The organism is Flavobacterium sp. S87F.05.LMB.W.Kidney.N, from assembly GCF_004366435.1.
GTDB lineage: Bacteria > Bacteroidota > Bacteroidia > Flavobacteriales > Flavobacteriaceae > Flavobacterium.
On sequence record NZ_SODX01000006.1, the window covers coordinates 15,702 to 40,130 of the forward strand.

Consider the following 24,429-nt stretch of genomic DNA (forward strand, 5'->3'; position numbering starts at 1 on the left):
ATTTATGAAACCTAAAATATTAGATTTTCCAAAAATTCAAGATCCAAGAGGCAATCTTACATTTTTACAAAATCCAAATCAAATTCCATTTGAAATTAAAAGAACTTTTTGGACCTATGATGTTCCTGGTGGAGAAGTTAGAGGAGGACATGCATATAAGAATCAGGAAGAAGTAATTATCGCTCTAAGCGGGAGTTTTGATGTGGTGATAACTAATCTTGACGGTTCAACTGAAAAAATTTCATTGAACAGAAGTTATTACGGATTATATCTGCCAGCAAAAACTTGGAGACATATGGAAAATTTTTCAACCAATTCTTTAGCATTACATGTTTCAAGTGAAACGTTTTCCCATGAGGATTATTTAAGAGATTTTGAGGAATTTAAACAAGAGTTAGAAAAATGAGTAATAGAAAAACTGTTTTTGATTGTAATCTATTGTACTTAGAACAAAAAGGCGATAGAAATGGGCATATAACAGCTGTTAATAATAATGTTGAAATTCCTTTCGATATAAAAAGGATTTTTTATTTATATGATATTCCTGGCGGAGAATCTCGTGGAGCTCATGCACATAAAGAGTGTCATCAATTTTTGGTTGCGGCTAGTGGTAGTTTTGAAGTCTTATTAGATGATGGAGTAACTAAAAGACAGGTACTTTTAAACAGACCTGATTTAGGATTACATGTGCCTCCCGGTATTTGGGCTTCAGAAATTAATTTTTCTAGCGGTTCTATTTGTTTGGTCTTAGCTTCTCACGAATATAGCGAATCGGATTATATTAGAAACTTTAACGATTACCTTAATTATATAAATGAATAATATACACCCTTTGTCAGATGTGCAATCTTCGAATATTGGTAATAATACATTGGTTTGGCAATTTACAGTAATTTTATCACAAGCACAGATTGGTAATAATTGTAATATTAATTGCAATTGTTTTATTGAAAACGATGTTGAAATCGGTAATAATGTAACGGTAAAATCTGGAGTACAAATTTGGGATGGTGTAAAAATTGAAGATGATGTCTTTGTAGGACCGAATGTAACATTTACTAATGATCTTGTTCCACGATCAAAAGTTTATCCGAAAGAATTTAAAAAGACAATTTTAAACAAAGGATGTTCAATAGGAGCAAATTCAACAATTGTGGCAGGAATAGAAATTGGCAATAAAGCTTTTGTTGGTGCGGGAAGTGTATTAACGAAGTCTATTAATCCGTATACTGTTTGGTATGGTAACCCAGCAAGGCATAAAGGATTTATAACAGAAGAAGGTATTTTACTGGATTTAGATTTGAAAGATAAAAATACTGGATCACAATATTATTTAGAAGGATTTAAACCAGTTAAAAAATGATAAAATTTTTAGATTTATATCAAATTAATCAAAACCATAAAAAAGATTTACTAAATGCTTTTGAAAGAGTTGTAGACTCAGGATGGTATATTATGGGCAATGAACTAAAAAAATTCGAACAGGAATTTGCAGATTATTGTGGAGTTAAACATTGTGTAGGAGTTGCTAATGGATTAGACGCTTTGATATTAATCATTAGAGCTTATAAAGAACTGGGAATTTTTAAAGATGGAGATGAAGTTTTAGTGCCTTCAAATACATATATAGCAAGTATATTAGCTATTTCAGCTAATAATCTAATACCTATATTGGTTGAACCAGATATTTTAACTTATAATATAGATGTTAAAAAAATTGAGCAGTCAATAACTTCAAAAACGGTAGCAATTTTACCTGTTCATCTTTATGGTCAATTGTGTGACATGGAGGTTATTTCCGAAATTGCCAAAAAATATAAATTAAAAGTAATAGAAGATTGTGCACAATCGCACGGCGCTACAAATAAGTTAGGAATAAAAGCAGGTAATTTTGGCGATGCAGCGGGATTTAGCTTTTATCCAGGAAAAAATTTGGGAGCTTTAGGCGATGCTGGTGCAATAACAACTTCGGACGATCACTTAGCTGAAACATTGAGAGCATTGTTAAATTATGGTTCACATGTTAAATATCAAAATAAATTTAAGGGTATTAACAGCCGTTTAGACGAATTACAAGCAGCGCTTCTTTCTGTAAAATTAGCGAAGCTTGATGAAGAAACAGAATATAAAAGAAACGTAGCAGAAAGATATCTCTCTGAAATAAAAAATTCAAAGATCATATTACCGATTGTCGAAAGAAGAGAGTCGCACGTTTGGCATTTATTTGTAATAAGGACGCAAGATAGGGTTTCACTTCAAAATTATTTAACAGAAAATAATATCCAAACCGTAATTCATTATCCAATTCCTCCCCATAAACAGGACGCTTACAGTGAATGGAATAACTTAAGTTATCCAATTTCTGAAAAAATTCACAATGAGGTATTAAGTTTGCCTATTAGTCCTGTTTTGTCTGATTCTGATATTAGCGAAATAATAAATAAATTAAATAACTATAGTGTTTAAAAAGGGATGGGCCTATGTAAGAGCCCTAGTTTATTATAAAAACCAATTTTTCTTATTTTGGCTACCTAATTGGAAAGCTATAATTGATAAAAGGATCAAGTATAAAATGAAGCCATCGATTCAACAGTTTACGATCTGTAGTGGAAAAGGAACCGTTGAGATTGGAGATTTCTGTTTTTTTGGATTAAAAGAAGGAGGAGGACATAGGGGAGGTAGTATTGAATTTCAAGCGAGAACTAATAATTCAATAATAAAAATAGGGAATAAAGTTAATACGAATAATAATATTATATGTATTGCTGCAAATTACATTGAGATTGGAGATAATACTCTTATAGGACAGAATGTTACAATTATGGATCACGAAGCCCATGGTATATCTCCTGATAAAAGAAGAGAAATTGGAGAAATTGGAAGTGTAATTATTGAAAAAAATGTTTGGATTGGTAACAATGTAATTATACTTAAAAACTCTTTGATCGGAGAGAATACAATTGTTGCATCAGGTTGTGTGGTTACTGGCAAATTTCCAAAAAATGTTATCATTGGAGGGGTTCCTGCTAAAATTATTAAAACTATTTAATGAAAGAAAGTCGGAATTCATATAGAAATATTGTTAAAGCAACTTCTATATTTGGAGGGGTTCAAATTTTTAATATTTTGATTTCAATAGTGCGAACTAAATTTATTGCAGTCTATATTGGTCCAGCTGGATTAGGAATTGCAGGTTTATTTCTTTCGACAATTAATTTAGTTGGAAGTTTTACAAATTTTGGTTTAGGAACTAGTGGTGTTAAAGACGTTGCATTGGCAAACGGTACAACAAATAATATCCGAATTGCAAGAATTATAAAAGTATTGAAAAGAATGATTTTCTTTACTGGGCTTTTAGGAATGCTTTTCATGATCGTATTTTCACAAGCACTAAGCAAATTAGCCTTTGGAAATATTAATTATACATTGTCATTTATTTGGATTTCAATTGTTTTACTATTTAATCAATTAACCACAGGTCAGCTTGTGATTTTACAGGGACTAAGAAAGTTAAATTATTTAGCAAAAGCGAATATAGTAGGAAGTGCGATTGGGTTATTGTTAACTTTTCCTATTTATTATTATTATCATGTAGATGGTATAGTCCCATCGATGATTATAGCAGCAATCGTATCTTTTGCTACTTCTAGATATTTTTCAAAAAAAATAATTGTTGAAAAAATTAAAGTTTCAAAACTAAGAATTTATGCGGAAAGCAAAAGCATGATGATTTCGGGCTTTATGATTAGTTTAAGTGGAATAATAACATTGGGCTGTAATTACATAACTCAAATTTATATCAGTAAAACAGGAGGAATAGAGCAGGTAGGATTATTCAGTGCTGGATTTGCAATTGTCAATACTTATGTAAGCTTAATATTTACAGCAATGGCAACTGATTATTATCCCAGATTATCATCAGTATCAAAAGATAACAATCTATGTAAAAAAGAAATTAATCAGCAAGCTGAAATTGCAATTTTAGTATTGTCTCCAATTTTATTGATCTTTATGGTTTTTATAAAATTAATAATCATTATTTTATATTCCAAAAAATTTGTTGAAATAGATTCTATGTTGCATTGGATTGCGATAGGAATATTGTTTAAGGCGGTAACTTGGTCGATAGGTTTTATTTTTCTTGCTAAAGGAGATACAAGAACATTTCTTTGGAATGAATTAACAGGAAATTTTTATATGCTTTGTCTGACATTAGTAGGTTATTCTTTTTTTGGTCTTAAAGGTGTTGGTATTGCTTTTGCTGTTGGTTTTGTTTTTTATTTATGCCAAATTTATTTAGTTGCTAGATTTAAATATAATATGAGTTTTAATAAATCATTTATTAAGATATTCTTTACACAAGTGATTTTAGCGCTTTCTTCAGTCGTAATTATAAATCTATTTGGAGGATGGTTATCTTATACATTATGTTCTTTAATTATAATTTTGTCTGGTACTATTAGCTTTTTTGAATTGAATAAGAGAATAGGTATAATGTCTTTTATCAAGAAAAAATAACATTTACAATGCTTAACAATCAGTTTTCAAAAACTATAATATTTTATTGCTTTAATTTTAGTATGGGAGGAACTGAAACTCTTATATTAAGATTGATGAAGTATTATGGGGCAAATAATTATCGCATAATACTTTTAACAGAAACTAAAATTAACGAAAGTATAGCAGAGGATTCTCACAAAGTAAATTTTGAACATTATATTTATAAAAGCAGTTCAAAAAATTTCTACTCCTTAAATAATGAAATATTAAGCTTTCAATCGATAGAAAATCCGATAGTAGTCTCACAATTTTTGCCTGAATTTTTAAAATGTTCTGTTTTACTTATAAAGTCAAAATACGGTGTGAGATTTAGCCACGTTTTATATATTGTTCATCCAAATTCAACATTTTATAATCCAAAAGTATTTAAGGTTTTCGCCAAGTCAATGATAGGATCAATGCTTAGAAAAGGGAACTTGATATTTATGGATGAAACTTGTATAAGTAAATGCGTAGAATTTTATAAAATAACTGAAAATGTTAGTTTCAATATTTGCAGATTACCCCTATTTATAAATGATGATAAATTCGTCAATAAAAGAAATGACATTTTTAATGTGTTAACTGTAACTAGATTCGAGTTTCCATTTAAGGGATACGTACTTGGTTTAGTTAATTCTTTTGCTAAATTACATAAAAAGTATCCGAATACATCTTTGACGATAATTGGTAACGGGAAAGGTAAAATGGAGTTGCAAGAACTAATTTTAAAATTGCCGGAAAGTACATCTAATAATATTTTAACTATAGACGAAGTTCCTTATCATAAGATTAATGATTTTATATCGAAATCTGACGTTTACGTTGGAATGGGTACTACAGTTCTAGATGCTGCTAACAAGAATAAAATTGTAGTTACAGCTGTAGCTTACCAAAAAGAAAATTTTTCAGTTGGTTTTTTTCATGATAATTATTCTACAATTGGAGAAGTTCTGCAAAAAAAAATATCATATCTAAATTTTGAAGATCTTTTAGAAACAGTTATTACTGTTAACGATTCAGAGTATGAAATAATGTCATTAAAGAGTAAAGAAATGTTGACAATCCATTATGACATAAAAGTTGTTGCTGAAAAAATATTAATTGGAAGTAATAAATTCTTTTCAAATTTTGAAATTATTTTAATCAATATTTTATATTTCACACATAAGGTTAGTGTGAAAATCTTACAAAAAATTAAGAATTAACACATGGATGTTGTAGTAATATTTAACGGTCTCGGCAACCAAATGTCTCAATACGCATTTTATTTACAAAAAAAGAAGCTGGACAAGTCCACTCGATTTATATTTGATAAAAGATCACATATTAGTCATAATGGGTATGAGCTTGAGCGAGTTTTTAATATTGAAGTAAAAGAGACTGTGGTAAATTCTATTCTTTTTCTTCTTTTTAGAATTTTAACGATCAAAAAACATCCTTATTTTTCTAAACCTCTCATTAAATTACTTAATTTTTTTGGAATCACATTATTTGAAGAAAGTGCAAATTACGATTTCGACGAATCTCTACTAAAATCATCGAAAGGAATTCGTTTTTTATATGGAGGATGGCATTCAGAAAAATATTTTGAATCTAATAAAAAACAAGTATTAGAAACTTTTAAATTAGAAGTAGAAGATGTGGAAAATCTGTCTCATTTAGAACAAATAAAAAAAACAGAAAGTGTTTCGATACATGTTCGAAGAGGCGACTACATGAAAGGAATCAATTTTGAAATGTACGGTTCGGTATGCACTAAAGGTTATTTTGAAAATGCAATTGATAAGATTAATCAATTAGTTGAAAAACCCCATTTTTTTGTATTCTCAAATGATCTGAATTGGGTTAAAGAAAACTTTGTAATGGATAGATGTACTTTTATCGACTGTAACAATGGAAAAGATTCCTGGAAAGATATGTATTTAATGAGTAATTGTAAATATAACGTTAATTCAAATAGTACTTTTAGTTGGTGGGGCTCTTATTTAAATACAAATAATTCAAAAGAAGTTATTGTTCCAAATTACTTTGTAAATAACCTTGAAACAAAAGATTTTTATCCTTCAAATTGGTTGAAGATAAAAGATTATAATTAAGATTTACACCTCCTAACAAAATACACTCGTTAAAAAAGACCTTGTAGATGAAAAATTGTGTTTTTACTATTGTTGCAAAAAATTATATTGGATTGGCTCAAATACTGGAAGAATCTTTAAAAGAAAAAAATCCAGATGTCGATTTTTTTATTTTTGTTGCAGATCAATTTTCTCAAAATGTAGATAAAAAACAACTTGCAGATAATATAATTATAGCAAAAGATAAATTAAATATATCTGAGTCAAATTGGCTAGATATGACCTTTAAATATGATTTAACAGAATTTTGCACATCAATAAAGCCTTCTGCTTTTTCTTATTTCTTAGAAAAAACGAATTACGAAAAAATCATTTATCTAGATCCAGATATTTACATATACAATAGTATAAATCCCATATTTGAAATATTAGATAATCATTCTATTGTTTTAACACCACATATAACGGCTATTCAAGATGAATTTAACGGAGATCGATCAGAAAGCGGTTTATTAAGTACAGGGGTTTTTAATCTAGGCTTTTGCGCTATAAAAAGAAGTTCTTCTTCGGCAAAAATGATTTCTTGGTGGCATCAACGATTACTTGATAAATGCTATATAGATTCTTATGACTCTTTTTATACAGATCAAAAATGGATGGACTTTTTACCTTGTTTTTTTACGAGTGAAGAATTATATGTTTCTCGTCACTTAGGAATGAATATTGCTCCATGGAATTTTTTCGAGCGTAAAGTTTTGGTTGAAAATGATATTCTTAAAGTTAAAAATAGAGAAGGAAGTCAAGACAATTCAGCCTTTCCAGTTTTGTTTGTTCATTATTCAGGGTATAATTATTCTGAATTAAAAAAGGGGAATGTAATACAAAACAACATTTCAAATATTAAAGAGTATGATGATATCAAGCTTTTAACAGATGTTTATGCAAAAGCAATACATGAAAAAAAGGAGATCTTTGATGCCTATATTAATGAAAAATATTCTTATAATTTCTACGACAATGGAGATGCTATAAAGAGTTTTCATAGAAGAATTTATCGTTCATTGGTAATGAAAGGAGAAAATAGATTTTCTAATCCTTTTTCTAGTGGAGAAAAATCTTTACATCAAGCTTTCAAGAAAAATGGGATGATGAAAAACTCAACTGTCAATTTGGATAAAGTTACCAAAGAAAATTTACAAGGGGTAGATCGTAAATTAAAAATATTTAACGTTGCTACAAGGGCCTTATACAAAATGATTGGTTTTGAGAAGTATTTACTTTTTATCCGCTTGTTACGTTCTTTTGGTAGGTACGAATCGCAAATACATATTATTGACAAAAAATACGATAGCAATAATATCAAATATTAAATCAAAAGAGACGTATTTTTCAATTGACTAAAAAAGAAGAATTTGATTAATTTAATTAACGAGTTGTTCGTAAATGGATTTATCTATTTATTTATATTCTTCGTGCTTTTTTTACTGACAGTTTTTGAATCTGTTCATGAGTTAAAAAAATATAGATTTTTAACAGCTTTCTTGTGCGCTTTTTTTCTTTTTTTATTTACTGGACTTAGATGGGACACAGGGACAGATTGGATTTCTTATAAAGGATTATTTGATAATGTTGATTTTAACTTTGATGAGCTGTTTTTTATCCAAATATATTCGTTTGAGTTTGGATATGTTCTTTTGAACATTTTTATAAAGTTTTTTGTAGATAATTATACAGTTTTACTATTAGTAGATAGTCTTATAGCAGTAGGAATAGTTTATCTTTTTATTAGAAAATTTTCTCCAAACCCTAATATTTCACTTTTTGTTTTTTATAATGCTTTTTTTGTTGCTCAATTTATGGGCAGTAATAGAAGAATAATTGCGTTAGGGGCCGCTTTGTTTGTCTTTTATTATGTGCACGAAAAGAAATTTGGAAAATATTTGATTTGGCAAACGATAGCTTTTTTGTTTCATCGAAGCTCATTAATGCTTGCTTTTGCATGGTTTATTCCCAAAAAAAGATTTACAGCAAAACAAATTTTAGTAATATTGTTTATCTGTTTATTAATAGGAATACCTCAGTTGCCATTAAAACTTGTAGGACTAATAGGTCAGTCATTTTCTGCGGGAGGGGCTATTGTGGACAGATTGATCTTTTATTCTGAGAATAGTGAAACTACAATTTCAGAAAATACAAATCCTTTAGTTTTGATGACATTGTCAGCAATTAAAAGAGGGGTGTTTCTATGTTTTTATCTATATGTTATTAAATTAAATAAATCTGTTTTGGATACCATCTCAGATTATTTTTTAAATATTTATGTAGTTGGTTTTGCAGTTTATCTTTTATTTAATGGATCTGCAATTTTTCAAATGTTTTCAACCTACTTTACATTCATTGAGATAGTTTTAATTGGTCGTTTTTGGAGTTATGCCGATAAAAGATCTAAATTAATTTTTCTTAGTGTCTTATTTTTTTACGGCTTTTTTCAATTGCTAAGTTCATTAAATGCCTACCCAGAATTATATTTACCTTATAAAACGTTTTTAGATGCATAAATTTTCGGAGAATAAAATAGTACTTATTACCGGATCATATAATCCAGATATTTGTGGTGTTGGCGACTATACTGAAAAACTTTTTAAGAATTTGCAAAAATCTAACCTTTCTAACATTATAGATTTGTTGGTATGGCGAGACTGGACATTTTTTAAGTTTTGGAGTCAGTTAAAAAAAATAAAAAAAAATTATACAACAGTTCATTTGCAATATCCTACAGAAGGATATGGCTATAGTCTGTATCCTATTTTATTGTTTTTTTTATTAAAGTCTAAGAAAAGAATTGTTACTCTGCATGAATATTCTCAACGAACAAGAAAGGCGAGATTGGCAACAAGTCTTTTTTTTTATTGCTCAGACCATATAATTTTTACAACAGAGCAGGAAAGAAATTTTGTCATCAATAAATTTAAGTTTGTTAAAGATAAATCAGAAGTAATAAATATTGCTAGCAATATTGCGTCTCCTGAAGAAAAGATTAATTGGGAAGATCGAAAATTTGATATCGCTTATTTTGGACACATTAGACCTCATAAAGGAATAGAAGACTTTATTGAAATTGCAAGGATATCAAAAAATAAGTCTCTGCCAGTAAAATTTATTGTTGTGGGACAAGTTCAGGAACGATTTAAAGAATATTCGAACACATTATTTCTTAACAAAAACGATAATGATATTGAATGTTTTTTTAATAATACTGATATAGCAGTATCTGACTTATTACAAAATTCCAAAATACTGTATTTACCGTTCCCTGATGGTATATCAATGAGGAGAGGTTCTTTTTTAGCTGGTATTGAAAATAATTGCCTTGTAGTTTCAAATAAGGGAGATTTTGATTCAGGTTTAAGTAAATATGCTTTATTATTTGATATAGAAAATGATTACAATTATAGATTAGATGCTATTCAGAATTTATTTTTTGAAGAGAAAGAAAGAAAAAAAATACTTGAAAATATTCAAAACTTTCAAGGACAAATTACATGGGATCAAATAATTTCTAAACACGTTAAATTGTATGAGCTATAAAAAAATTGCAGTAAATTTGCTTCCCTTTGATGAGAAACTTACTGGTACTGGGTATTTTTTCTTAAGGCTTTTTAAAGAAGTTTTGATTCTAGATGAAAAGAATAAATATGAACTTCATGTTTCAAAAAAAATTCAACAATTTGAAGAATTAAAAAAATTTTCAAATGTCATTATAATTGAGCATGTCATTAAAGATTCAAAGATTCGAAGAATTTTCTACGAGCAGTTTGTGTTCCCTTTTAAATTTAAATCGGATATTTTGTTTTCTCCCAGTGTCGCAATACCGATCTTTTTTAGATTTTCAGCGAAAAAGTATATAACTACTATACACGATATTGTACCTTTTATTTTTAAAAAATATGGTAGATCTCAACAGTTATATGTAGAAACAATAACAAAAATGAGTGCGAGAGCAGCTGATAAAATAATAACAGTTAGTGAAAACTCGAAGAATGATTTAAAAAAATATTTAAATGTTTCTGAAGAGAAAATATTAGTAATTTACAACACTATAGTGCCGAAAACAGCTAATCAAGAGTCTATAAATCGTGATGAAAATTTTTTCATAACAGTTTCAACTATCCAGCCAGGAAAAAATTTGCTAAGACTTATAAAGGCATTTGCATTATTTTCTGAAACAGTAAAAGACTATAAGTTAATCATTGTTGGTAATTTAGGTTGGCAATATGAAGAAATAATAACTCTAATTGAGAAATTAAAACTTAACAATCAAGTTCAATTTTCTGGATATGTCAATGATAAAGAACTTGAAAATTTATATAGAAAAGCTAATGCTTTAGTATATGTATCATTGTATGAAGGATTTGGTATTCCTCCATTAGAAGCCATGAATTATAATTGTCCTGTTGTTGTTTCAAATGTTAGCTCAATTCCTGAAGTTGTAGGAAATGCAGGAATATATGTCGATCCATATAGTATTGAAGATATTACAAAAGGTTTGCATGAAAGTTTAAACATTGATATGGAAGCTTATAATTTGAAAGCAATGAAGCAAGTGGAAAAATTTAATCCACAAGTTGAAGCATTAAAATTTTTGCATGAATTAGAGATGTAATCTATTCGTAAATTTTTAATGTTTAAAAAGGATAGAAATTAAAGACAAGTCCAAGTATTTGTTTTTTTTAATATAATAGAAATGCAAAATTTAAAAATAAGTGTTGTCATGTCTGTTTATAAAAATGATAATCCAGATCATTTTAATTTAGCAGTACTGAGTTTACTAAACCAAACGTATTTACCATCGGAAATTGTTATTGTTGTAGATGGAGATGTTAGTAATGAAATAAACTTACAACTAGAATATTTCTCGACTAATTCACTAATAAAAATATTTAGATTGCCTATTAATAAAGGTCTAGCTAATGCTCTTAATGTGGGTATTGGAAATGCAACCTGCCCTCTAATAGCAAGAATGGATTCTGATGATATTTGTTTTAAAGATAGATTTGAAAAACAGATTAAAGCCTTAAATGAATTTGAATTAGATATCGTTGGAGGACAAATCATTGAATTTGGTAAAGATATTGATGATATAATTTCAAAAAGAATAGTTCCTTGTGAACATTCAGAAATGATAAATCTTCTTAAACTTAGATCACCTTTTTCACATCCTACTATTCTGTTTAAAAAAGAAGTTTATGATGTTTTAGGAGGATATGACACTTCAGTTTTTCCTGAAGATTATGATTTTTTTGTGCGAGCATACTTAAAAAAATTTAAATTTGGGAATGTGCCAGATGAAGTTTTATGGTTTCGACTAGGAGAAAATAGATCTGAAGCAATAAAAAGAAGATGGGGACTTAAGTATGCAAAAAATGAATTTATTTTGTATAGAAAATTCTTGCGTATTCGGTTTTTTAATTATTCCGATTTTTTTAAGGTGGTTTTCTTTAAGATTCCAATTAGAGTAATGCCTTTTTTTATGTTTAAATTTATTTACTACAAAATTGCAAGATAGTGATAAATAATATACAACATAAAAGTGTGATTATTACCGGTTTATCTGGATTTGTAGGCTCAAATCTTAAACTCTATTTAAAAGACTCATATAAAATTGTACCATTAAGTACACGTTATTTGCCTAATCAACAATTTGAAATTAATACAGATGTGATCATTCATCTTGCTGGTAAGGCACACGATTTAAAAAAAGTTTCTGTACCTCAAGATTATTACGATAGTAATTTTGAATTGACTAAACAGTTATTTGATGCTTTTTTAATTTCAGGTTCAAGTGTTTTTATTTTTATGAGTACAGTAAAAGCAGTTGCAGATGAAGTAAAAGGCGTTTTGAATGAAGATGAAATTCCAAATCCAAAAACACATTACGGTATAGCAAAGCACCAGGCAGAAAATTATATATTGAATAAGAAATTGCCAGATGGTAAAAGGGTTTTCATACTTAGACCTTGTATGATTCACGGTCCTGGTAATAAAGGCAATCTGAATTTATTGTATCAATTAGTTTCAAGAGGTTTACCATGGCCACTAGGTGCATTTGAAAATAAAAGATCTTTTTTGAGTATAGAAAATCTTTGTTTTGCTATTAGAGAGTTGATGGAAAACGAGAGAATACCTTCGGGGATTTTTAATGTAGCAGATGATGATCCATTGTCTACCAATGAATTGCTGGAATTGTTAGGGGTAAGTTTAGGAAAAAAAAACAGAATATTAAATTTACCACGAAAAGTTATTAATTCGATTGCTAAATTAGGAGACGTCTTGCGTTTGCCATTAAATAGAGAACGTTTACAGAAGTTAACAGAAAATTACATTGTTAGTAACGAAAAGATTGTAAAAGAATTAGGGAAATCTTTTCCCGTAAAGTCAAAAGAGGGGTTGTTGAAGACTTTTGAGTCATTTAAAAAAATAAAAAAAATAAAAAAATGAAAGTTGCACTTATAACGGGAATTACAGGACAAGATGGTTCATATTTAGCAGAACTATTATTAGAGAAAGGATACATGGTTCATGGTGTTAAGAGAAGAGCTTCTTCTTTCAATACACAACGAATAGATCATATATATCAAGATCAACATGAAGCTCACGTAAATTTTAAGCTGCATTACGGAGATTTGACTGATTCTACTAATGTCATTAGAATTATTCAAGAAGTACAACCTGATGAAATCTATAATTTAGGGGCTATGAGTCACGTAAAAGTGTCTTTTGATTCTCCTGAATATGTTGCTAATGTCGATGGAATTGGTACGCTAAGAATTTTGGAAGCGGTTCGTATTTTAGGTTTAGAAAAGAAAACTCGTATTTATCAAGCTTCAACATCTGAATTGTATGGTGGTTTAGCTGAAAATAAAAATGAAAAAGGACTTTATGATGAACAGTCACCTTTCTATCCACGTTCACCTTATGGGGTTGCAAAAATTTACGGTTTTTGGATTACAAAAAATTATAGAGAAGCATATAATATTTTTGCTTGTAACGGTATTTTATTTAATCATGAGTCACCAAGAAGGGGAGAAACTTTTGTAACTCGTAAAATAACAATGGCCACAGCTGCTATTGCTTTGGGAGAACAAGATTGTTTATACTTAGGAAATTTAGATGCTCAACGTGATTGGGGACATGCGAAAGATTACGTAGAAGCTATGTGGCGTATTTTGCAACAAGATGTTGCAGAAGATTATGTAATTGCTATGGGAGAAACTACCTATGTACGTGATTTTGTTAAAATGTCATTTGCAGAAGTTGGAATTGAGATAGAATTTAAAGGAGAAGGAGTAGATGAGAAAGGATATGTTGCATCATGCAATAATCCTGACTATCAAATTCAGATAGGTAAACAAGTAATTTCTGTTGATCCACAATATTTCCGTCCAACAGAAGTTGATTTACTTATTGGTGATCCTACTAAATCAAAAACAAAATTAGGATGGGTTCCTAAATATGATTTGGCTGGGTTAGTGAGAGAAATGATGATATCCGATCTTGAATATGTTAAAAGAGAAAAGATGTTAAATGAAGTAAGATCTGCAATTAGGTACTAATTTAAATAAAATCAGAAAAATTTATATTCTTGATTTACAATTGTCATTATGAATTTAAAAGATAAAATATATATAGCTGGACACCGTGGAATGGTGGGCTCGGCTATTTTGCGTCAACTGAAAACAAAAGGATATACCAATTTTGTTTTGAAGACTTCTTCAGAGTTAGATTTAAGAAAGCAGCAAGATGTTGCAGATTTCTTTGCTGAAGAAAAACCTGATTATGTTTTTTTAGCCGCTGCTAAAGTTGGAGGAATTATAGCAAATAATACTTATAAAGGAGATTTCATTTACGAAAATCTGATGATACAAAATAATATAATTCATCAATCTTACTTAAACAATGTAAAGAAGTTGATGTTTTTAGGTTCTTCATGTATTTATCCTAAAATGGCTCCTCAGCCATTAAAGGAAGAATACATGCTTACAGGAGAACTAGAGCCTACAAACGAACCTTATGCTATTGCAAAAATTGCAGGAATAAAAATGTGTGATGCATACAGGGATCAATTTGGATGTAATTTTATTTCTGTTATGCCAACAAATCTGTATGGACCTAATGATAATTACGATTTAAAGAATTCTCATGTTCTTCCGGCAATGTTAAGAAAATTTATTACTGCAAAACGCAATAATGATACTTCCGTAACAATTTGGGGAACTGGAAGTCCAAAAAGAGAATTTCTGCATGCAGATGATCTCGCCGAAGCTTGTTTGTATTTAATGGAAAATTACAATGAACAAGGATTAGTAAATATCGGAGTAGGAGAAGATATCTCAATTTTAGATCTAGCTATTTTGGTTAAAAAAGTAGTTGGTTTTGAAGGTGAAATTTTAACAGATACTTCTAAACCAGATGGTACGCCTCGTAAATTAATGGATGTCTCTAAATTAAATGGTTTTGGCTGGAAAGCAAAAACAAGTTTAGAAGAAGGAATTCAGAAAGTTTACGATGAAATTAAAGATATTAATTGGGAATAATTTCATAAAATGGAATATACAATTTTAGGAATTATTTTAATGATCATAATGCTGCTTTATTTTAAAGTGGCAGATCGTTTTAATATAATAGATAAACCTAATCAAAGAAGTTCTCATACAGAAATAACTTTAAGAGGAGGAGGGATTATTTTTTGGTTTTCAGCGCTAATCTATTTTGTTCAGCATATTCAAACAAATTATTTCTTCTTTACAGGAATAACACTTGTGAGTTTAGTTAGTTTTTGGGATGATATTCAAAGTTTATCAAATAAGATTAGAATTTCAATTCATTTTCTTTCTATCACTTTGATTTTTATTGATTTAGGTTTGTTTGATTTTTTTCCAATTTGGGGGACATTTATTGTATACATTTTAACTATCGGTTTAATAAATGCTTATAATTTCATGGACGGAATTAATGGTATTACTGGTATCTATACTTTAACTGTGATGGGATCTCTGCTGTATGTAAATTCAAATATTCAGCTATTTTCAGACGGAAGTTTTATAAAATATGCAATGATTGCAAGTTTGGTCTTTTTGTTTTTTAATTATAGAAAAAAAGCAAAATGTTTTGCAGGAGATGTTGGGAGTATTGCCATAGCATTTTGGGTAATTTATCTCGTTTTAAAACTAATTCTCGCAACAAATTCATTGATTTGGCTCTTATTTCTAGCAGTATATGGGGTTGATGCTATTTGTACTATTATGCATCGTTTGTATTTGAAACAAAATATATTTGAAGCACATCGTTTACACTTTTATCAAATTCTAAGCAATGAATATAAAATACAGCACAGATTGGTAGCGCTGTTATATGGATTAATTCAAGCTGCAATCTCATTATTAGTTGTAAGTCTTTATCAAAAAAATAATGATTTAATTATTTTTATAATAGTAATTCTGCCTTTACTTATTATTTATTCGTTTAAGTTTTATTTGTTAAATAAAAGTAATTTGAGATTAAAAGCATGAAACCAAAAGTAATTCAGGGAGGAAAGTTTGAAGATCAGAGAGGTAGTATTTCTTTTGTGAATGATTTCAGTTTTTCGGAAATCGAAAGGTTTTATATTATAAGTAACTCGAAGGAGAATCCAATCCGTGCTTGGCAAGGACATAAATTAGATGCGAAAAATTTTTATTGTCTTTCAGGGTCCTTTAAAATTCATTTTATCAAAATTGATAATTGGGATAGTCCTTCTAAAGATTTATTTATTGAGACCGTTCATGTTTCGGAATCGGATAGTAAAATAGTTCATATTCCTGCAGGTTATGTAAATGCTGTCGAGTCTTTACAAGAAAATTCAAAATTAATGTCATTTTCTACATTGCCACTGGCAAATGTAAGTGAGGATGATGTGCGTTACCCGTCAGATTATTGGCCAATTTAAAATGAGTAATAAAAGAATTTATTTGTCGTTGTCTGAGGGGAGTGGTTTTGAGCAAGAATATATTCAAAATGCCTTAATGTCAAATTGGATTACTTCTGGAGGACCATATGTTGATCAATTTGAAAATAAACTTCAGGATTATTTTGACAATGGATCATATGTAGCTGCATTAAATTCTGGAACATCTGCCATACATTTGGCATTAGTATTATTAGGAGTTGAGAGTGGAGATGAAGTAATCTGTCAGAGTATGACGTTTTCTGCTTCTGCAAATCCAATTCTGTATCAGAATGCAATTCCAGTATTTGTTGATAGTGAACCTGAAACCTGGAATATTTGTCCACAGAATCTAGAGGATGCTATAAAAGATCGAATACAAAAAGGTAAGAAGCCAAAAGCTATAATTGCTGTTCATTTATATGGGATGCCTTATAAAGTTGATGAAATTCATAGTGTTGCAGATCGTTATGGTATTCCAATCATTGAAGATAGTGCTGAAGCTTTAGGTAGTAGCTACAAACAAAAAAAATGTGGCACTTTTGGTTCTTTAGGAATTCTATCATTTAATGGCAATAAGATTATTACAACATCAAGTGGAGGTGTGATTATTTCTAACTCTAAAGAAATAAAAGAAAAAGCAATTTTTTTTGCAACACAATCAAAAGATCCAGTTATACACTATCAGCATAGCGAAATAGGCTATAATTATAGAATGAGTAATATTTGTGCTGGTATAGGTCTTGGACAAATAAAAGTATTAGAGGATAATATTAAATCAAGAAGAGAAAACCATTTTTTTTACAGAGAAATTTTTAAAGAAATTAAAAAAGCAGCACTTTTTGATAATTTTAATGACGATTTTTTTTCCAATTACTGGTTAAATACAATATTGTTAGAAACAAAACAAGACAGGGAAATTTTAAGACTTGCTTTTGATGAATCAAATATAGAATGTCGTCCATTATGGAAACCAATGCATTTACAACCTATTTTTGAAAAATATCCTTATTATGGAAGTAATGTGGCCGAAACATTATTTGAAAAGGGATTATGTCTGCCATCTGGATCAAATTTAACAAATGAAGATAAAACTAGAATTAAGAAAGTTATATTTAACTTTTTTAAATAATTTGAATATTTAAAATGAAAATCGAGAAAACATTTATTAAAGACTTAGTAATTGTAGAACCAACTGTGTTTGGAGATGAGAGAGGCTATTTTTTTGAATCTTACAGTAAAACTAAATTTGAAGATTTAGGTATTAATATAGAATTTGTTCAAGATAATCAATCCTTTTCAAAAAAAGGAACCTTAAGAGGACTACATTATCAAAATCCGCCATTTGCACAAACTAAATTGGTTCGTGTTTTAGAAGGTGAAATTATTGATGTCGCAGTAGATTTGAGAAAAGATTCCCCTACTTATGGAAAATCTTTTAGTATTCTATTATCTGCAGATAATAAAAAACAACTTTTGGTACCACAAGGTTTTGCACATGGTTTCTCAGTTATAAGTGAGACTGCATCAGTGATGTATAAATGTGATCAGTTTTATAATAAAGCTTCTGAAGGAGGAATAAAATATGATGATCCATCACTTAATATTGATTGGGGAATGAACTTAGATGAGGCTATTGTTTCAGAGAAAGATCAAATTCTACCTTTTATTGATAACTGTAATAGCCTATTTTAATGGAAAGAATTCTCGTAACAGGAGCAAATGGGCAATTAGGATCGGAATTAAACGTAATTGCTAAAAAACATTCAAACTACGAATGGGTATTTGCTGATAGAACCAATATAACTTTAGATGATTTAGATTTACTTCAAAATCAATTAGAGGAAATTAAGCCAAATGTTATTCTTAATTCTGGAGCTTATACTGCTGTTGATAGAGCTGAATCAGAAAAAGATTTGGCCTTTAAAGTAAATCATTTGGCAGTAGAGTTAATGGCAAAATATGCTAAAGAAAATAACGTCAAATTAATTCATGTTTCTACAGATTATGTTTTTGACGGTACTTCGTCCATCGCTTTAAATGAAGAAGCTGAAACTAATCCTATAAATATTTATGGAGAAAGTAAATTGGCTGGTGAAATCGCTTGTTTAAAAGAAAATCCAGATTCAATTATTATTAGAACATCTTGGGTTTACAGCAAATTTGGAAACAATTTTGTAAAAACGATGCAGCGATTAATGCAAGAGAGAGAAGAAATTAAAGTTGTAAATGATCAGATTGGCTCACCAACATATGCTGCCGATTTAGCTCAAGCAATGATTAACATTATTGAATCACCAAAATGGATTCCTGGAATTTATAATTATTCAAACGAAGGTGAAATTAGCTGGTACGAATTTGCACTAAGTATAAAAGAACTTGGAAGTTATAATTGCAAAGTAGGAGGGATTCCATCCTCATCTTATCCAACTCCAGCAAAAAGGCCAAGCTTTTCATTGTTAAATAAAGAAAAAATAAAAGCAATTTATAATTTAAATATTCCAAATTATAAGGAAAGCTTAAAAAAAATGTTTGTTTAAAATCTTAGATTAGAATTCTAGAGGTTTGAAAAATTAAACATCTAAAAATCTACAATCTACAATCTAAAATTAAGTTTATGAAAGGAATAATATTAGCTGGAGGTTCTGGCACAAGATTGCACCCATTAACATTAGCAGTAAGTAAACAATTAATGCCGGTTTATGATAAACCTATGATCTACTATCCGTTGTCAACTTTAATGATGGCAGGAATAAATGAGATTTTAATTATTTCTACTCCTCATGATTTGCCACATTTTAAAAAACTTTTGGGAGATGGAAGCACAATTGGGTGTAAATTTAGTTATGCCGAACAGCCAAATCCAAACGGACTTGCACAAGCTTTTGTAATTGGTGAAGAATTTATCGGTAAAGATAAAGTAGCTCTAGTTTTAGGAGACAATATTTTCTTTGGAACTAATATGCAGCAATTATTAAAGGATAATGCTAATCCAGATGGCGGAGTTGTTTTCGCTTACCACGTTTCCGACCCTGAAAGATATGGGGTGGTAGAATTTGACGAGAATAAAAATGCTATTTCTATTGAAGAAAAACCTTTAGAACCTAAATCTAATTATGCTGTACCAGGATTATATTTCTATGATAACTCTGTTGTAGAAATCGCTAAAAATATTAAGCCAAGTGCGCGAGGTGAATATGAGATTACAGATGTAAATAAAGTTTATCTTGAAAAAGGTCAGTTAAAAGTGGGAATATTAAGCAGAGGAACAGCATGGCTTGATACAGGAACTTTTAATAGTTTAATGCAGGCAGGTCAATTTGTTCAGGTTTTAGAAGAAAGGCAAGGCCTAAAGGTTGGATGTATTGAAGAAATCGCTTGGAGGCAAGGCTTTATTAATGATGAACAGCTTGAAGAATTAGCTTTACCATTAGTTAAATCAGGTTATGGTAAGTATCTCATAGATTTTTTAAAACAAAAGAAAAAAGGTGTTAAAATTTAATTTACATCTATAAATAATTATTTAAAACCTTTAATTTGTATTTTTGTATATGTACAAATATTACAAGATTTAAATAAAGCTCAATTGAATACAGATAAACCAAATAATATAACTTCTTTGTTGTATAAAACTTTTTCGCCAAGAAATCTTAGGGCAAACATCAATAATCTGAGCTATCTACCTAGATGGATTATCATTGCTATTGATGTAATGGTTTTGTTTTTTTCATTTTCATTTACTTATTTACTATTTGAGGGTACCGCCATAGGTTATATTATTACTTCACATGATTTTTATTTTGTCGCAAGTTTAATCCTAGTAAATATATTTTTCTTCTGGCTTTTTAGAACCTATTCGGGAATTATTAGGCATTCCTCTTATATTGATGCAATAAAACTGCTTTTTTCTCAAATGTCAGTTCTAGTTTTCTTCTTATTTATAAATTTAGTCTTTGAATTGTATACGGGACATAAAGCTTTTTTAAATACTGCTCTTTTTATTAATTTAGTTTTGTCTTTTTGTGGACTGTTTTTATATCGTGTTGTAGTTAAACAGACATTTGAAATGTATTTCTCTGAAAAAGCTACAACTAAACTTGTTAGAACTGTAATTTATGGTACAGATGCCAATGCAATATCAGTAGCAAATGCATTAAAATTTGAAACTCCCTCTCGATTTAAAATCGTGGGATTCGTAGATAAGAACAATCAGAATGCATCTAAACGTATGCTGGATCTTCCTATTCTAATTTTAAGGAAAAAACTTCCTGCATTAATGAGATCTGTTGCTGCGGAAGGTGTAATCATCGCAGATAAAAGTTTGAGCAAGGAAGAGCAATTAATTATAGTTGATCAATGTTTAGAATTTAATTACAGAGTTTACACTGTTCCATTAATTTCAGATTGGGAAAATCAAAAGGAAATTTCTCAAAAAGTTAAGAATATTCAGATTGAAGATTTATTAGAACGAAAACCGATCGTTCTAGATAGTAAATCAATTTCTAAACAATTAAAAGATAAAACAATTTTGATTACTGGAGCGGCTGGTTCGATAGGAAGTGAAATTGTAAGACAGGTTCTAAACTTTAATCCAAAGAATGTCATTATTCTGGATCATGCAGAAACACCGTTACATAATTTGTGTTTAGAGACTCAAGCTATGAATTTGAGTGCAAAGATTGTAGCAGTAATTGCTGATGTTAGAAGCAAAAAAGCCTTAGAAAAAGTATTTAAAAGTTATAACCCACATGTTGTTTTCCACGCGGCGGCATATAAACATGTGCCTTTAATGGAAGAAAATCCTTCTCAGGCTATTCAAACCAATATTAAAGGAACTAAAAATTTAGCAGATTTAGCATGTAAGTATAATGTGAAAAAATTTGTTATGGTTTCTACCGATAAAGCTGTTAACCCAAGTAATGTAATGGGGGCAAGTAAACGTATTGCTGAAAAATATGTGCAGTCTTTATTCTTGAAAAATCAAAAAGAAAATGTTGAGGGTGGTACAAAATTTATTACAACTCGATTTGGTAACGTTTTAGGTTCAAATGGTTCGGTGGTTCCATTATTTACTAAGCAAATTGCGGAAGGTGGACCAGTTACTATTACACATCAAGATATTATTCGATATTTTATGACAATTCCTGAAGCTTGTCAATTGGTATTGGAAGCGGGAGCAATGGGGAACGGTGGCGAAATTTATATATTTGATATGGGTAAACCTGTCCGTATAATTGATTTGGCTAAGAAAATGATCAAATTGGCTGGTTTTATACCAGATAAAGAAATAAAAATAAAAATTGTAGGTTTAAGACCTGGTGAAAAGTTATACGAAGAATTATTAAATGATACTTCTAAGACTCTTCCAACATATCATAATAAAATCATGATTGCCCAAGAAATACAAGATGAGTATGAAAATTTACATAATGATGTTGATGAACTTATTGGAATTGCCGATTTTTATGAAAATGACGACATAGTATCTAAAATGAAAAAAATTGTTCCAGAGTTTAAGAGTATGAATTCTACCTTTGAGGTTTTAGATAAATAATTATCATTAATAATATATAAATTAAAATAGAGCAAAAGGTGTTTTTTAAACACCTTTTGGTATTTTTAAATAATTGCTAAAATGTTAAAAATCTTGTTAATTTTAGAGGTAAGTAAGATTTCTTCTAATAGTTCTATCTAATGGATAAGTCTAATATTGAAAATGAATGGTTGTTTGAAATAACACCAAAAAATAAATTTTTCTCTCTTAATTTTAAAGAAATCTGGCAATACCGTGACCTTCTATTGCTTTTTGTAAAAAGAGATATAATTACAGTATATAAACAAACAGTTTTGGGACCGCTTTGGTACTTAATTCAGCCTTTGTTCACCTCCATTACATTTACTATAATATTTAATAATGTTGCAGGTATTAAGACGGGAAGTATTCCTCCGTTTTTGTTTAATCTTGCAGGTATTATGGTTTGGAATTATTTTACAGCTTGCTTAACAGGAACATCAGATACTTTTAAGTCTAATGCGGGAATATTTGGGAAAGTTTATTTTCCAAGAATTATAACTCCTTTATCTATAGTAATTTCAAATTTAATTAAGTTTGGAATTCAATTTGGAATATTTATTTTCTTTTACATTTTCTTTTATTTTCAAGGAGCCCATTTACAGTTAAATATATCTATATTATTTTTCCCAATTTTAATTTCATTCATGGGAATTTTAGGGTTAGGTTTGGGGATGATGATTTCTTCAATGGTTACAAAATATAGAGATTTAAATAATTTAGTTGGTTTTGGAGTACAGCTTTTAATGTATGTATCTGCCGTAATGTATCCAATGGAATTGATAAAAGAAAAACTTCCAAAATTTGGTTGGATTGTTGAATACAATCCTTTAGCGTATGTGATAGAAACTTCTCGATATATGCTTTTAAATATTGGTAACGTATCAATTTTAGGGTTAGTATATACAATGGCAGTTACAGTAGTTGTTTTTTTTTCTGGATTGTTGGTTTTTAATAGAACAGAAAAAAGCTTTATAGATACCGTATAATGAAAGATATAATATTAAAAGCCGAAAATATTTCTAAACAATATCGTTTAGGACAGGTAGGAACAGGTACTCTGAGTCATGATTTTAACCGATGGTGGCATAAAATTCGAGGAAAAGAAGATCCGTATTTAAAAGTAGGAGACACAAATGATCGTAGTACAAAAGGAACTTCAGATTATGTTTGGGCTTTGCAAGACATTAATTTTGAAGTTGAACGAGGAGAAGTTTTAGGGATTATTGGAAAGAATGGGGCTGGAAAGTCTACACTTTTAAAAATTCTGTCAAAGGTTACAGCGCCAACAACAGGAAGTATTAAATCTAGAGGACGTATTGCTTCTTTATTAGAAGTTGGGACAGGATTTAATGGAGAAATGACAGGACGAGAGAATATATTTCTTAACGGTGCCATTTTAGGAATGACCAAAAAAGAAATTACTTCAAAACTTGATGAAATTATCGAGTTCTCAGGATGTGAGCGTTATATAGATACGCCAGTAAAAAGATATAGTTCTGGAATGACTGTTCGTTTAGCATTTGCTGTTGCAGCTTTTTTAGAACCTGAAGTATTGGTTGTTGATGAGGTTTTGGCAGTTGGTGATGCTGAATTTCAGAAAAAAGCTATTGGCAAAATGCAAGATATTTCAAGAGGAGAAGGAAGAACTGTTTTGTTTGTGAGTCATAATATGGCAGCAGTAAGAAGTTTGTGCACTAAGGGTATGGTTTTAATTAATGGTAAAGTTGCAATGACTGGAAGCGTAGAAAATACTGTTAGTTATTATTTAAGTCATGGATCAGAATCAATGAATAAGAAAGTTTTTTCATCTGAATATGATAAAAAAGAATTTACGATTCATGAAATCAGTTTAAATGCTGTAGGAAAATTATCCGAAGATCCATTGGATGAGTATCAAAAAATTGATATCAACACATTATTTACTTTAAAAGATGATTCAAGAAAATTACATTTAACTTTTGTTTTAAATAACGATTTTGGAGAGGCTCTATTTACATTTTCACATGTAAATGGAGATTTGAAATTAAATAAAGGATTAAATAAAATTAAATGCAGCCTGCCGGAAGGCTTTTTAAACATAGGGACATATTATCTTTCTTTATACGTAATTGAAGATTCAAAAGCGACAATATTTGTTGAAAAAGATATTATTTCATTTATTATTCAAGAAGGCGAAAGACCTTTAGGTTCTTGGATGGGAAGAGAGCCGGGGTTTATTAAACCAAAATTTGATTGGTCAATTGAAGTCAATTAAT

Annotated in this window: 25 protein-coding genes; all 25 read left to right on the forward strand. The window is 29.4% G+C overall.

Translation table 11 applies throughout. From position 1 onward, the window contains the following. Window positions 1-4: 4 nt before the first annotated feature. The 25 genes from EDB96_RS17225 to EDB96_RS17345 all read left to right on the forward strand — a co-directional run bounded on the left by EDB96_RS17225 (window position 5) and on the right by EDB96_RS17345 (window position 24,428). Window positions 5-406, forward strand: a complete 402-nt coding sequence (locus EDB96_RS17225; protein WP_134142208.1) for a sugar 3,4-ketoisomerase — start codon at window positions 5-7, stop codon at window positions 404-406. Then, window positions 403-822, forward strand: coding sequence for a sugar 3,4-ketoisomerase (locus EDB96_RS17230; RefSeq protein ID WP_134142210.1), 420 nt, complete (start codon window positions 403-405; stop codon window positions 820-822). Before EDB96_RS17225 ends, EDB96_RS17230 begins: the two co-directional genes overlap by 4 nt. After that, window positions 815-1,363, forward strand: coding sequence for an acyltransferase (locus EDB96_RS17235; protein WP_134142211.1), 549 nt, complete (start codon window positions 815-817; stop codon window positions 1,361-1,363). Before EDB96_RS17230 ends, EDB96_RS17235 begins: the two co-directional genes overlap by 8 nt. Beyond that, window positions 1,360-2,466, forward strand: coding sequence for a DegT/DnrJ/EryC1/StrS family aminotransferase (locus EDB96_RS17240; protein ID WP_134142212.1), 1,107 nt, complete (start codon window positions 1,360-1,362; stop codon window positions 2,464-2,466). The genes EDB96_RS17235 and EDB96_RS17240 overlap by 4 nt, the downstream gene beginning before the upstream one ends. A 106-nt stretch (window positions 2,467-2,572) precedes the next feature. Then, complete coding sequence (locus EDB96_RS21300; protein ID WP_134142213.1) at window positions 2,573-3,049, forward strand: acyltransferase; 477 nt, start codon at window positions 2,573-2,575, stop codon at window positions 3,047-3,049. Continuing rightward, window positions 3,049-4,518 carry an O-antigen translocase gene (locus EDB96_RS17250; RefSeq protein ID WP_134142215.1) on the forward strand — a complete coding sequence of 490 codons (1,470 nt, stop codon included), beginning with the start codon at window positions 3,049-3,051 and terminating at the stop codon, window positions 4,516-4,518. The genes EDB96_RS21300 and EDB96_RS17250 overlap by 1 nt, the downstream gene beginning before the upstream one ends. An 8-nt stretch (window positions 4,519-4,526) precedes the next feature. After that, on the forward strand, window positions 4,527-5,747 hold the full coding sequence (locus EDB96_RS17255; protein WP_134142216.1) for a glycosyltransferase: 1,221 nt from the start codon (window positions 4,527-4,529) through the stop codon (window positions 5,745-5,747). A 3-nt stretch (window positions 5,748-5,750) separates the two neighbouring features. Then, window positions 5,751-6,638 (forward strand): alpha-1,2-fucosyltransferase, encoded by an 888-nt coding sequence (locus tag EDB96_RS17260; protein ID WP_134142217.1) that lies wholly within the window; start codon window positions 5,751-5,753, stop codon window positions 6,636-6,638. A gap of 47 nt (window positions 6,639-6,685) precedes the next feature. Continuing rightward, the gene (locus tag EDB96_RS17265) at window positions 6,686-7,987 is read left to right on the forward strand and encodes a glycosyltransferase (RefSeq protein ID WP_134142219.1); all 1,302 of its coding nucleotides are present in this window, start codon (window positions 6,686-6,688) and stop codon (window positions 7,985-7,987) included. Window positions 7,988-8,029: 42 nt separating this feature from the next. Next, window positions 8,030-9,175, forward strand: coding sequence for an EpsG family protein (locus EDB96_RS17270; RefSeq protein WP_134142220.1), 1,146 nt, complete (start codon window positions 8,030-8,032; stop codon window positions 9,173-9,175). Then, window positions 9,168-10,205: a glycosyltransferase gene (locus EDB96_RS17275; protein ID WP_134142222.1), complete on the forward strand. Its 1,038-nt coding sequence runs from the start codon at window positions 9,168-9,170 to the stop codon at window positions 10,203-10,205. The genes EDB96_RS17270 and EDB96_RS17275 overlap by 8 nt, the downstream gene beginning before the upstream one ends. Then, window positions 10,195-11,280 carry a glycosyltransferase family 4 protein gene (locus tag EDB96_RS17280; RefSeq protein ID WP_134142225.1) on the forward strand — a complete coding sequence of 362 codons (1,086 nt, stop codon included), beginning with the start codon at window positions 10,195-10,197 and terminating at the stop codon, window positions 11,278-11,280. The genes EDB96_RS17275 and EDB96_RS17280 overlap by 11 nt, the downstream gene beginning before the upstream one ends. Before the next feature lie 81 nt (window positions 11,281-11,361). Next, window positions 11,362-12,183: a glycosyltransferase gene (locus tag EDB96_RS17285; protein ID WP_134142226.1), complete on the forward strand. Its 822-nt coding sequence runs from the start codon at window positions 11,362-11,364 to the stop codon at window positions 12,181-12,183. Continuing rightward, complete coding sequence (locus EDB96_RS17290) at window positions 12,183-13,115, forward strand: NAD-dependent epimerase/dehydratase family protein (RefSeq protein ID WP_243839375.1); 933 nt, start codon at window positions 12,183-12,185, stop codon at window positions 13,113-13,115. Before EDB96_RS17285 ends, EDB96_RS17290 begins: the two co-directional genes overlap by 1 nt. Further along, complete coding sequence (gene gmd, locus EDB96_RS17295) at window positions 13,112-14,230, forward strand: GDP-mannose 4,6-dehydratase (protein WP_134142228.1); 1,119 nt, start codon at window positions 13,112-13,114, stop codon at window positions 14,228-14,230. The genes EDB96_RS17290 and gmd overlap by 4 nt, the downstream gene beginning before the upstream one ends. 48 nt (window positions 14,231-14,278) lie before the next feature. Beyond that, window positions 14,279-15,211, forward strand: coding sequence for a GDP-L-fucose synthase family protein (locus EDB96_RS17300; RefSeq protein WP_134142230.1), 933 nt, complete (start codon window positions 14,279-14,281; stop codon window positions 15,209-15,211). Window positions 15,212-15,220: 9 nt separating this feature from the next. Then, the gene (locus EDB96_RS17305; RefSeq protein ID WP_134142232.1) at window positions 15,221-16,186 is read left to right on the forward strand and encodes an MraY family glycosyltransferase; all 966 of its coding nucleotides are present in this window, start codon (window positions 15,221-15,223) and stop codon (window positions 16,184-16,186) included. Continuing rightward, a complete protein-coding gene (locus EDB96_RS17310) occupies window positions 16,183-16,602 on the forward strand; it encodes a WxcM-like domain-containing protein (RefSeq protein ID WP_134142233.1) in 420 nt (139 codons plus the stop codon). Before EDB96_RS17305 ends, EDB96_RS17310 begins: the two co-directional genes overlap by 4 nt. Window position 16,603: 1 nt before the next feature. Continuing rightward, window positions 16,604-17,731 (forward strand): DegT/DnrJ/EryC1/StrS family aminotransferase, encoded by a 1,128-nt coding sequence (locus EDB96_RS17315; RefSeq protein WP_134142234.1) that lies wholly within the window; start codon window positions 16,604-16,606, stop codon window positions 17,729-17,731. A gap of 14 nt (window positions 17,732-17,745) precedes the next feature. After that, complete coding sequence (gene rfbC, locus EDB96_RS17320; RefSeq protein WP_134142236.1) at window positions 17,746-18,294, forward strand: dTDP-4-dehydrorhamnose 3,5-epimerase; 549 nt, start codon at window positions 17,746-17,748, stop codon at window positions 18,292-18,294. Continuing rightward, window positions 18,294-19,139: a dTDP-4-dehydrorhamnose reductase gene (gene rfbD, locus EDB96_RS17325; RefSeq protein WP_134142237.1), complete on the forward strand. Its 846-nt coding sequence runs from the start codon at window positions 18,294-18,296 to the stop codon at window positions 19,137-19,139. The genes rfbC and rfbD overlap by 1 nt, the downstream gene beginning before the upstream one ends. A 77-nt stretch (window positions 19,140-19,216) precedes the next feature. Further along, entirely contained in the window at window positions 19,217-20,101 is an 885-nt protein-coding gene (gene rfbA, locus EDB96_RS17330) for a glucose-1-phosphate thymidylyltransferase RfbA (protein WP_134142238.1), read from the forward strand. A gap of 84 nt (window positions 20,102-20,185) precedes the next feature. Next, window positions 20,186-22,153, forward strand: coding sequence for a polysaccharide biosynthesis protein (locus tag EDB96_RS17335; RefSeq protein ID WP_134142240.1), 1,968 nt, complete (start codon window positions 20,186-20,188; stop codon window positions 22,151-22,153). A gap of 140 nt (window positions 22,154-22,293) precedes the next feature. Further along, window positions 22,294-23,160 (forward strand): ABC transporter permease, encoded by an 867-nt coding sequence (locus EDB96_RS17340; protein ID WP_134142241.1) that lies wholly within the window; start codon window positions 22,294-22,296, stop codon window positions 23,158-23,160. After that, window positions 23,160-24,428 carry a polysaccharide ABC transporter ATP-binding protein gene (locus EDB96_RS17345; RefSeq protein ID WP_134142242.1) on the forward strand — a complete coding sequence of 423 codons (1,269 nt, stop codon included), beginning with the start codon at window positions 23,160-23,162 and terminating at the stop codon, window positions 24,426-24,428. The genes EDB96_RS17340 and EDB96_RS17345 overlap by 1 nt, the downstream gene beginning before the upstream one ends. Window position 24,429: the final 1 nt, after the last annotated feature.

Coding starts and splice junctions, on each gene's coding strand:
- EDB96_RS17225 (WP_134142208.1), top strand. CDS start 5: ATGAAACCTAAAATATTAGATTTTCCAAAAATTCAAGATCCAAGAGGC.
- EDB96_RS17230 (WP_134142210.1), top strand. CDS start 403: ATGAGTAATAGAAAAACTGTTTTTGATTGTAATCTATTGTACTTAGAA.
- EDB96_RS17235 (WP_134142211.1), top strand. CDS start 815: ATGAATAATATACACCCTTTGTCAGATGTGCAATCTTCGAATATTGGT.
- EDB96_RS17240 (WP_134142212.1), top strand. CDS start 1,360: ATGATAAAATTTTTAGATTTATATCAAATTAATCAAAACCATAAAAAA.
- EDB96_RS21300 (WP_134142213.1), top strand. CDS start 2,573: ATGAAGCCATCGATTCAACAGTTTACGATCTGTAGTGGAAAAGGAACC.
- EDB96_RS17250 (WP_134142215.1), top strand. CDS start 3,049: ATGAAAGAAAGTCGGAATTCATATAGAAATATTGTTAAAGCAACTTCT.
- EDB96_RS17255 (WP_134142216.1), top strand. CDS start 4,527: ATGCTTAACAATCAGTTTTCAAAAACTATAATATTTTATTGCTTTAAT.
- EDB96_RS17260 (WP_134142217.1), top strand. CDS start 5,751: ATGGATGTTGTAGTAATATTTAACGGTCTCGGCAACCAAATGTCTCAA.
- EDB96_RS17265 (WP_134142219.1), top strand. CDS start 6,686: ATGAAAAATTGTGTTTTTACTATTGTTGCAAAAAATTATATTGGATTG.
- EDB96_RS17275 (WP_134142222.1), top strand. CDS start 9,168: ATGCATAAATTTTCGGAGAATAAAATAGTACTTATTACCGGATCATAT.
- EDB96_RS17280 (WP_134142225.1), top strand. CDS start 10,195: ATGAGCTATAAAAAAATTGCAGTAAATTTGCTTCCCTTTGATGAGAAA.
- EDB96_RS17285 (WP_134142226.1), top strand. CDS start 11,362: ATGCAAAATTTAAAAATAAGTGTTGTCATGTCTGTTTATAAAAATGAT.
- gmd (WP_134142228.1), top strand. CDS start 13,112: ATGAAAGTTGCACTTATAACGGGAATTACAGGACAAGATGGTTCATAT.
- EDB96_RS17300 (WP_134142230.1), top strand. CDS start 14,279: ATGAATTTAAAAGATAAAATATATATAGCTGGACACCGTGGAATGGTG.
- EDB96_RS17305 (WP_134142232.1), top strand. CDS start 15,221: ATGGAATATACAATTTTAGGAATTATTTTAATGATCATAATGCTGCTT.
- EDB96_RS17310 (WP_134142233.1), top strand. CDS start 16,183: ATGAAACCAAAAGTAATTCAGGGAGGAAAGTTTGAAGATCAGAGAGGT.
- EDB96_RS17315 (WP_134142234.1), top strand. CDS start 16,604: ATGAGTAATAAAAGAATTTATTTGTCGTTGTCTGAGGGGAGTGGTTTT.
- rfbC (WP_134142236.1), top strand. CDS start 17,746: ATGAAAATCGAGAAAACATTTATTAAAGACTTAGTAATTGTAGAACCA.
- rfbD (WP_134142237.1), top strand. CDS start 18,294: ATGGAAAGAATTCTCGTAACAGGAGCAAATGGGCAATTAGGATCGGAA.
- rfbA (WP_134142238.1), top strand. CDS start 19,217: ATGAAAGGAATAATATTAGCTGGAGGTTCTGGCACAAGATTGCACCCA.
- EDB96_RS17340 (WP_134142241.1), top strand. CDS start 22,294: ATGGATAAGTCTAATATTGAAAATGAATGGTTGTTTGAAATAACACCA.
- EDB96_RS17345 (WP_134142242.1), top strand. CDS start 23,160: ATGAAAGATATAATATTAAAAGCCGAAAATATTTCTAAACAATATCGT.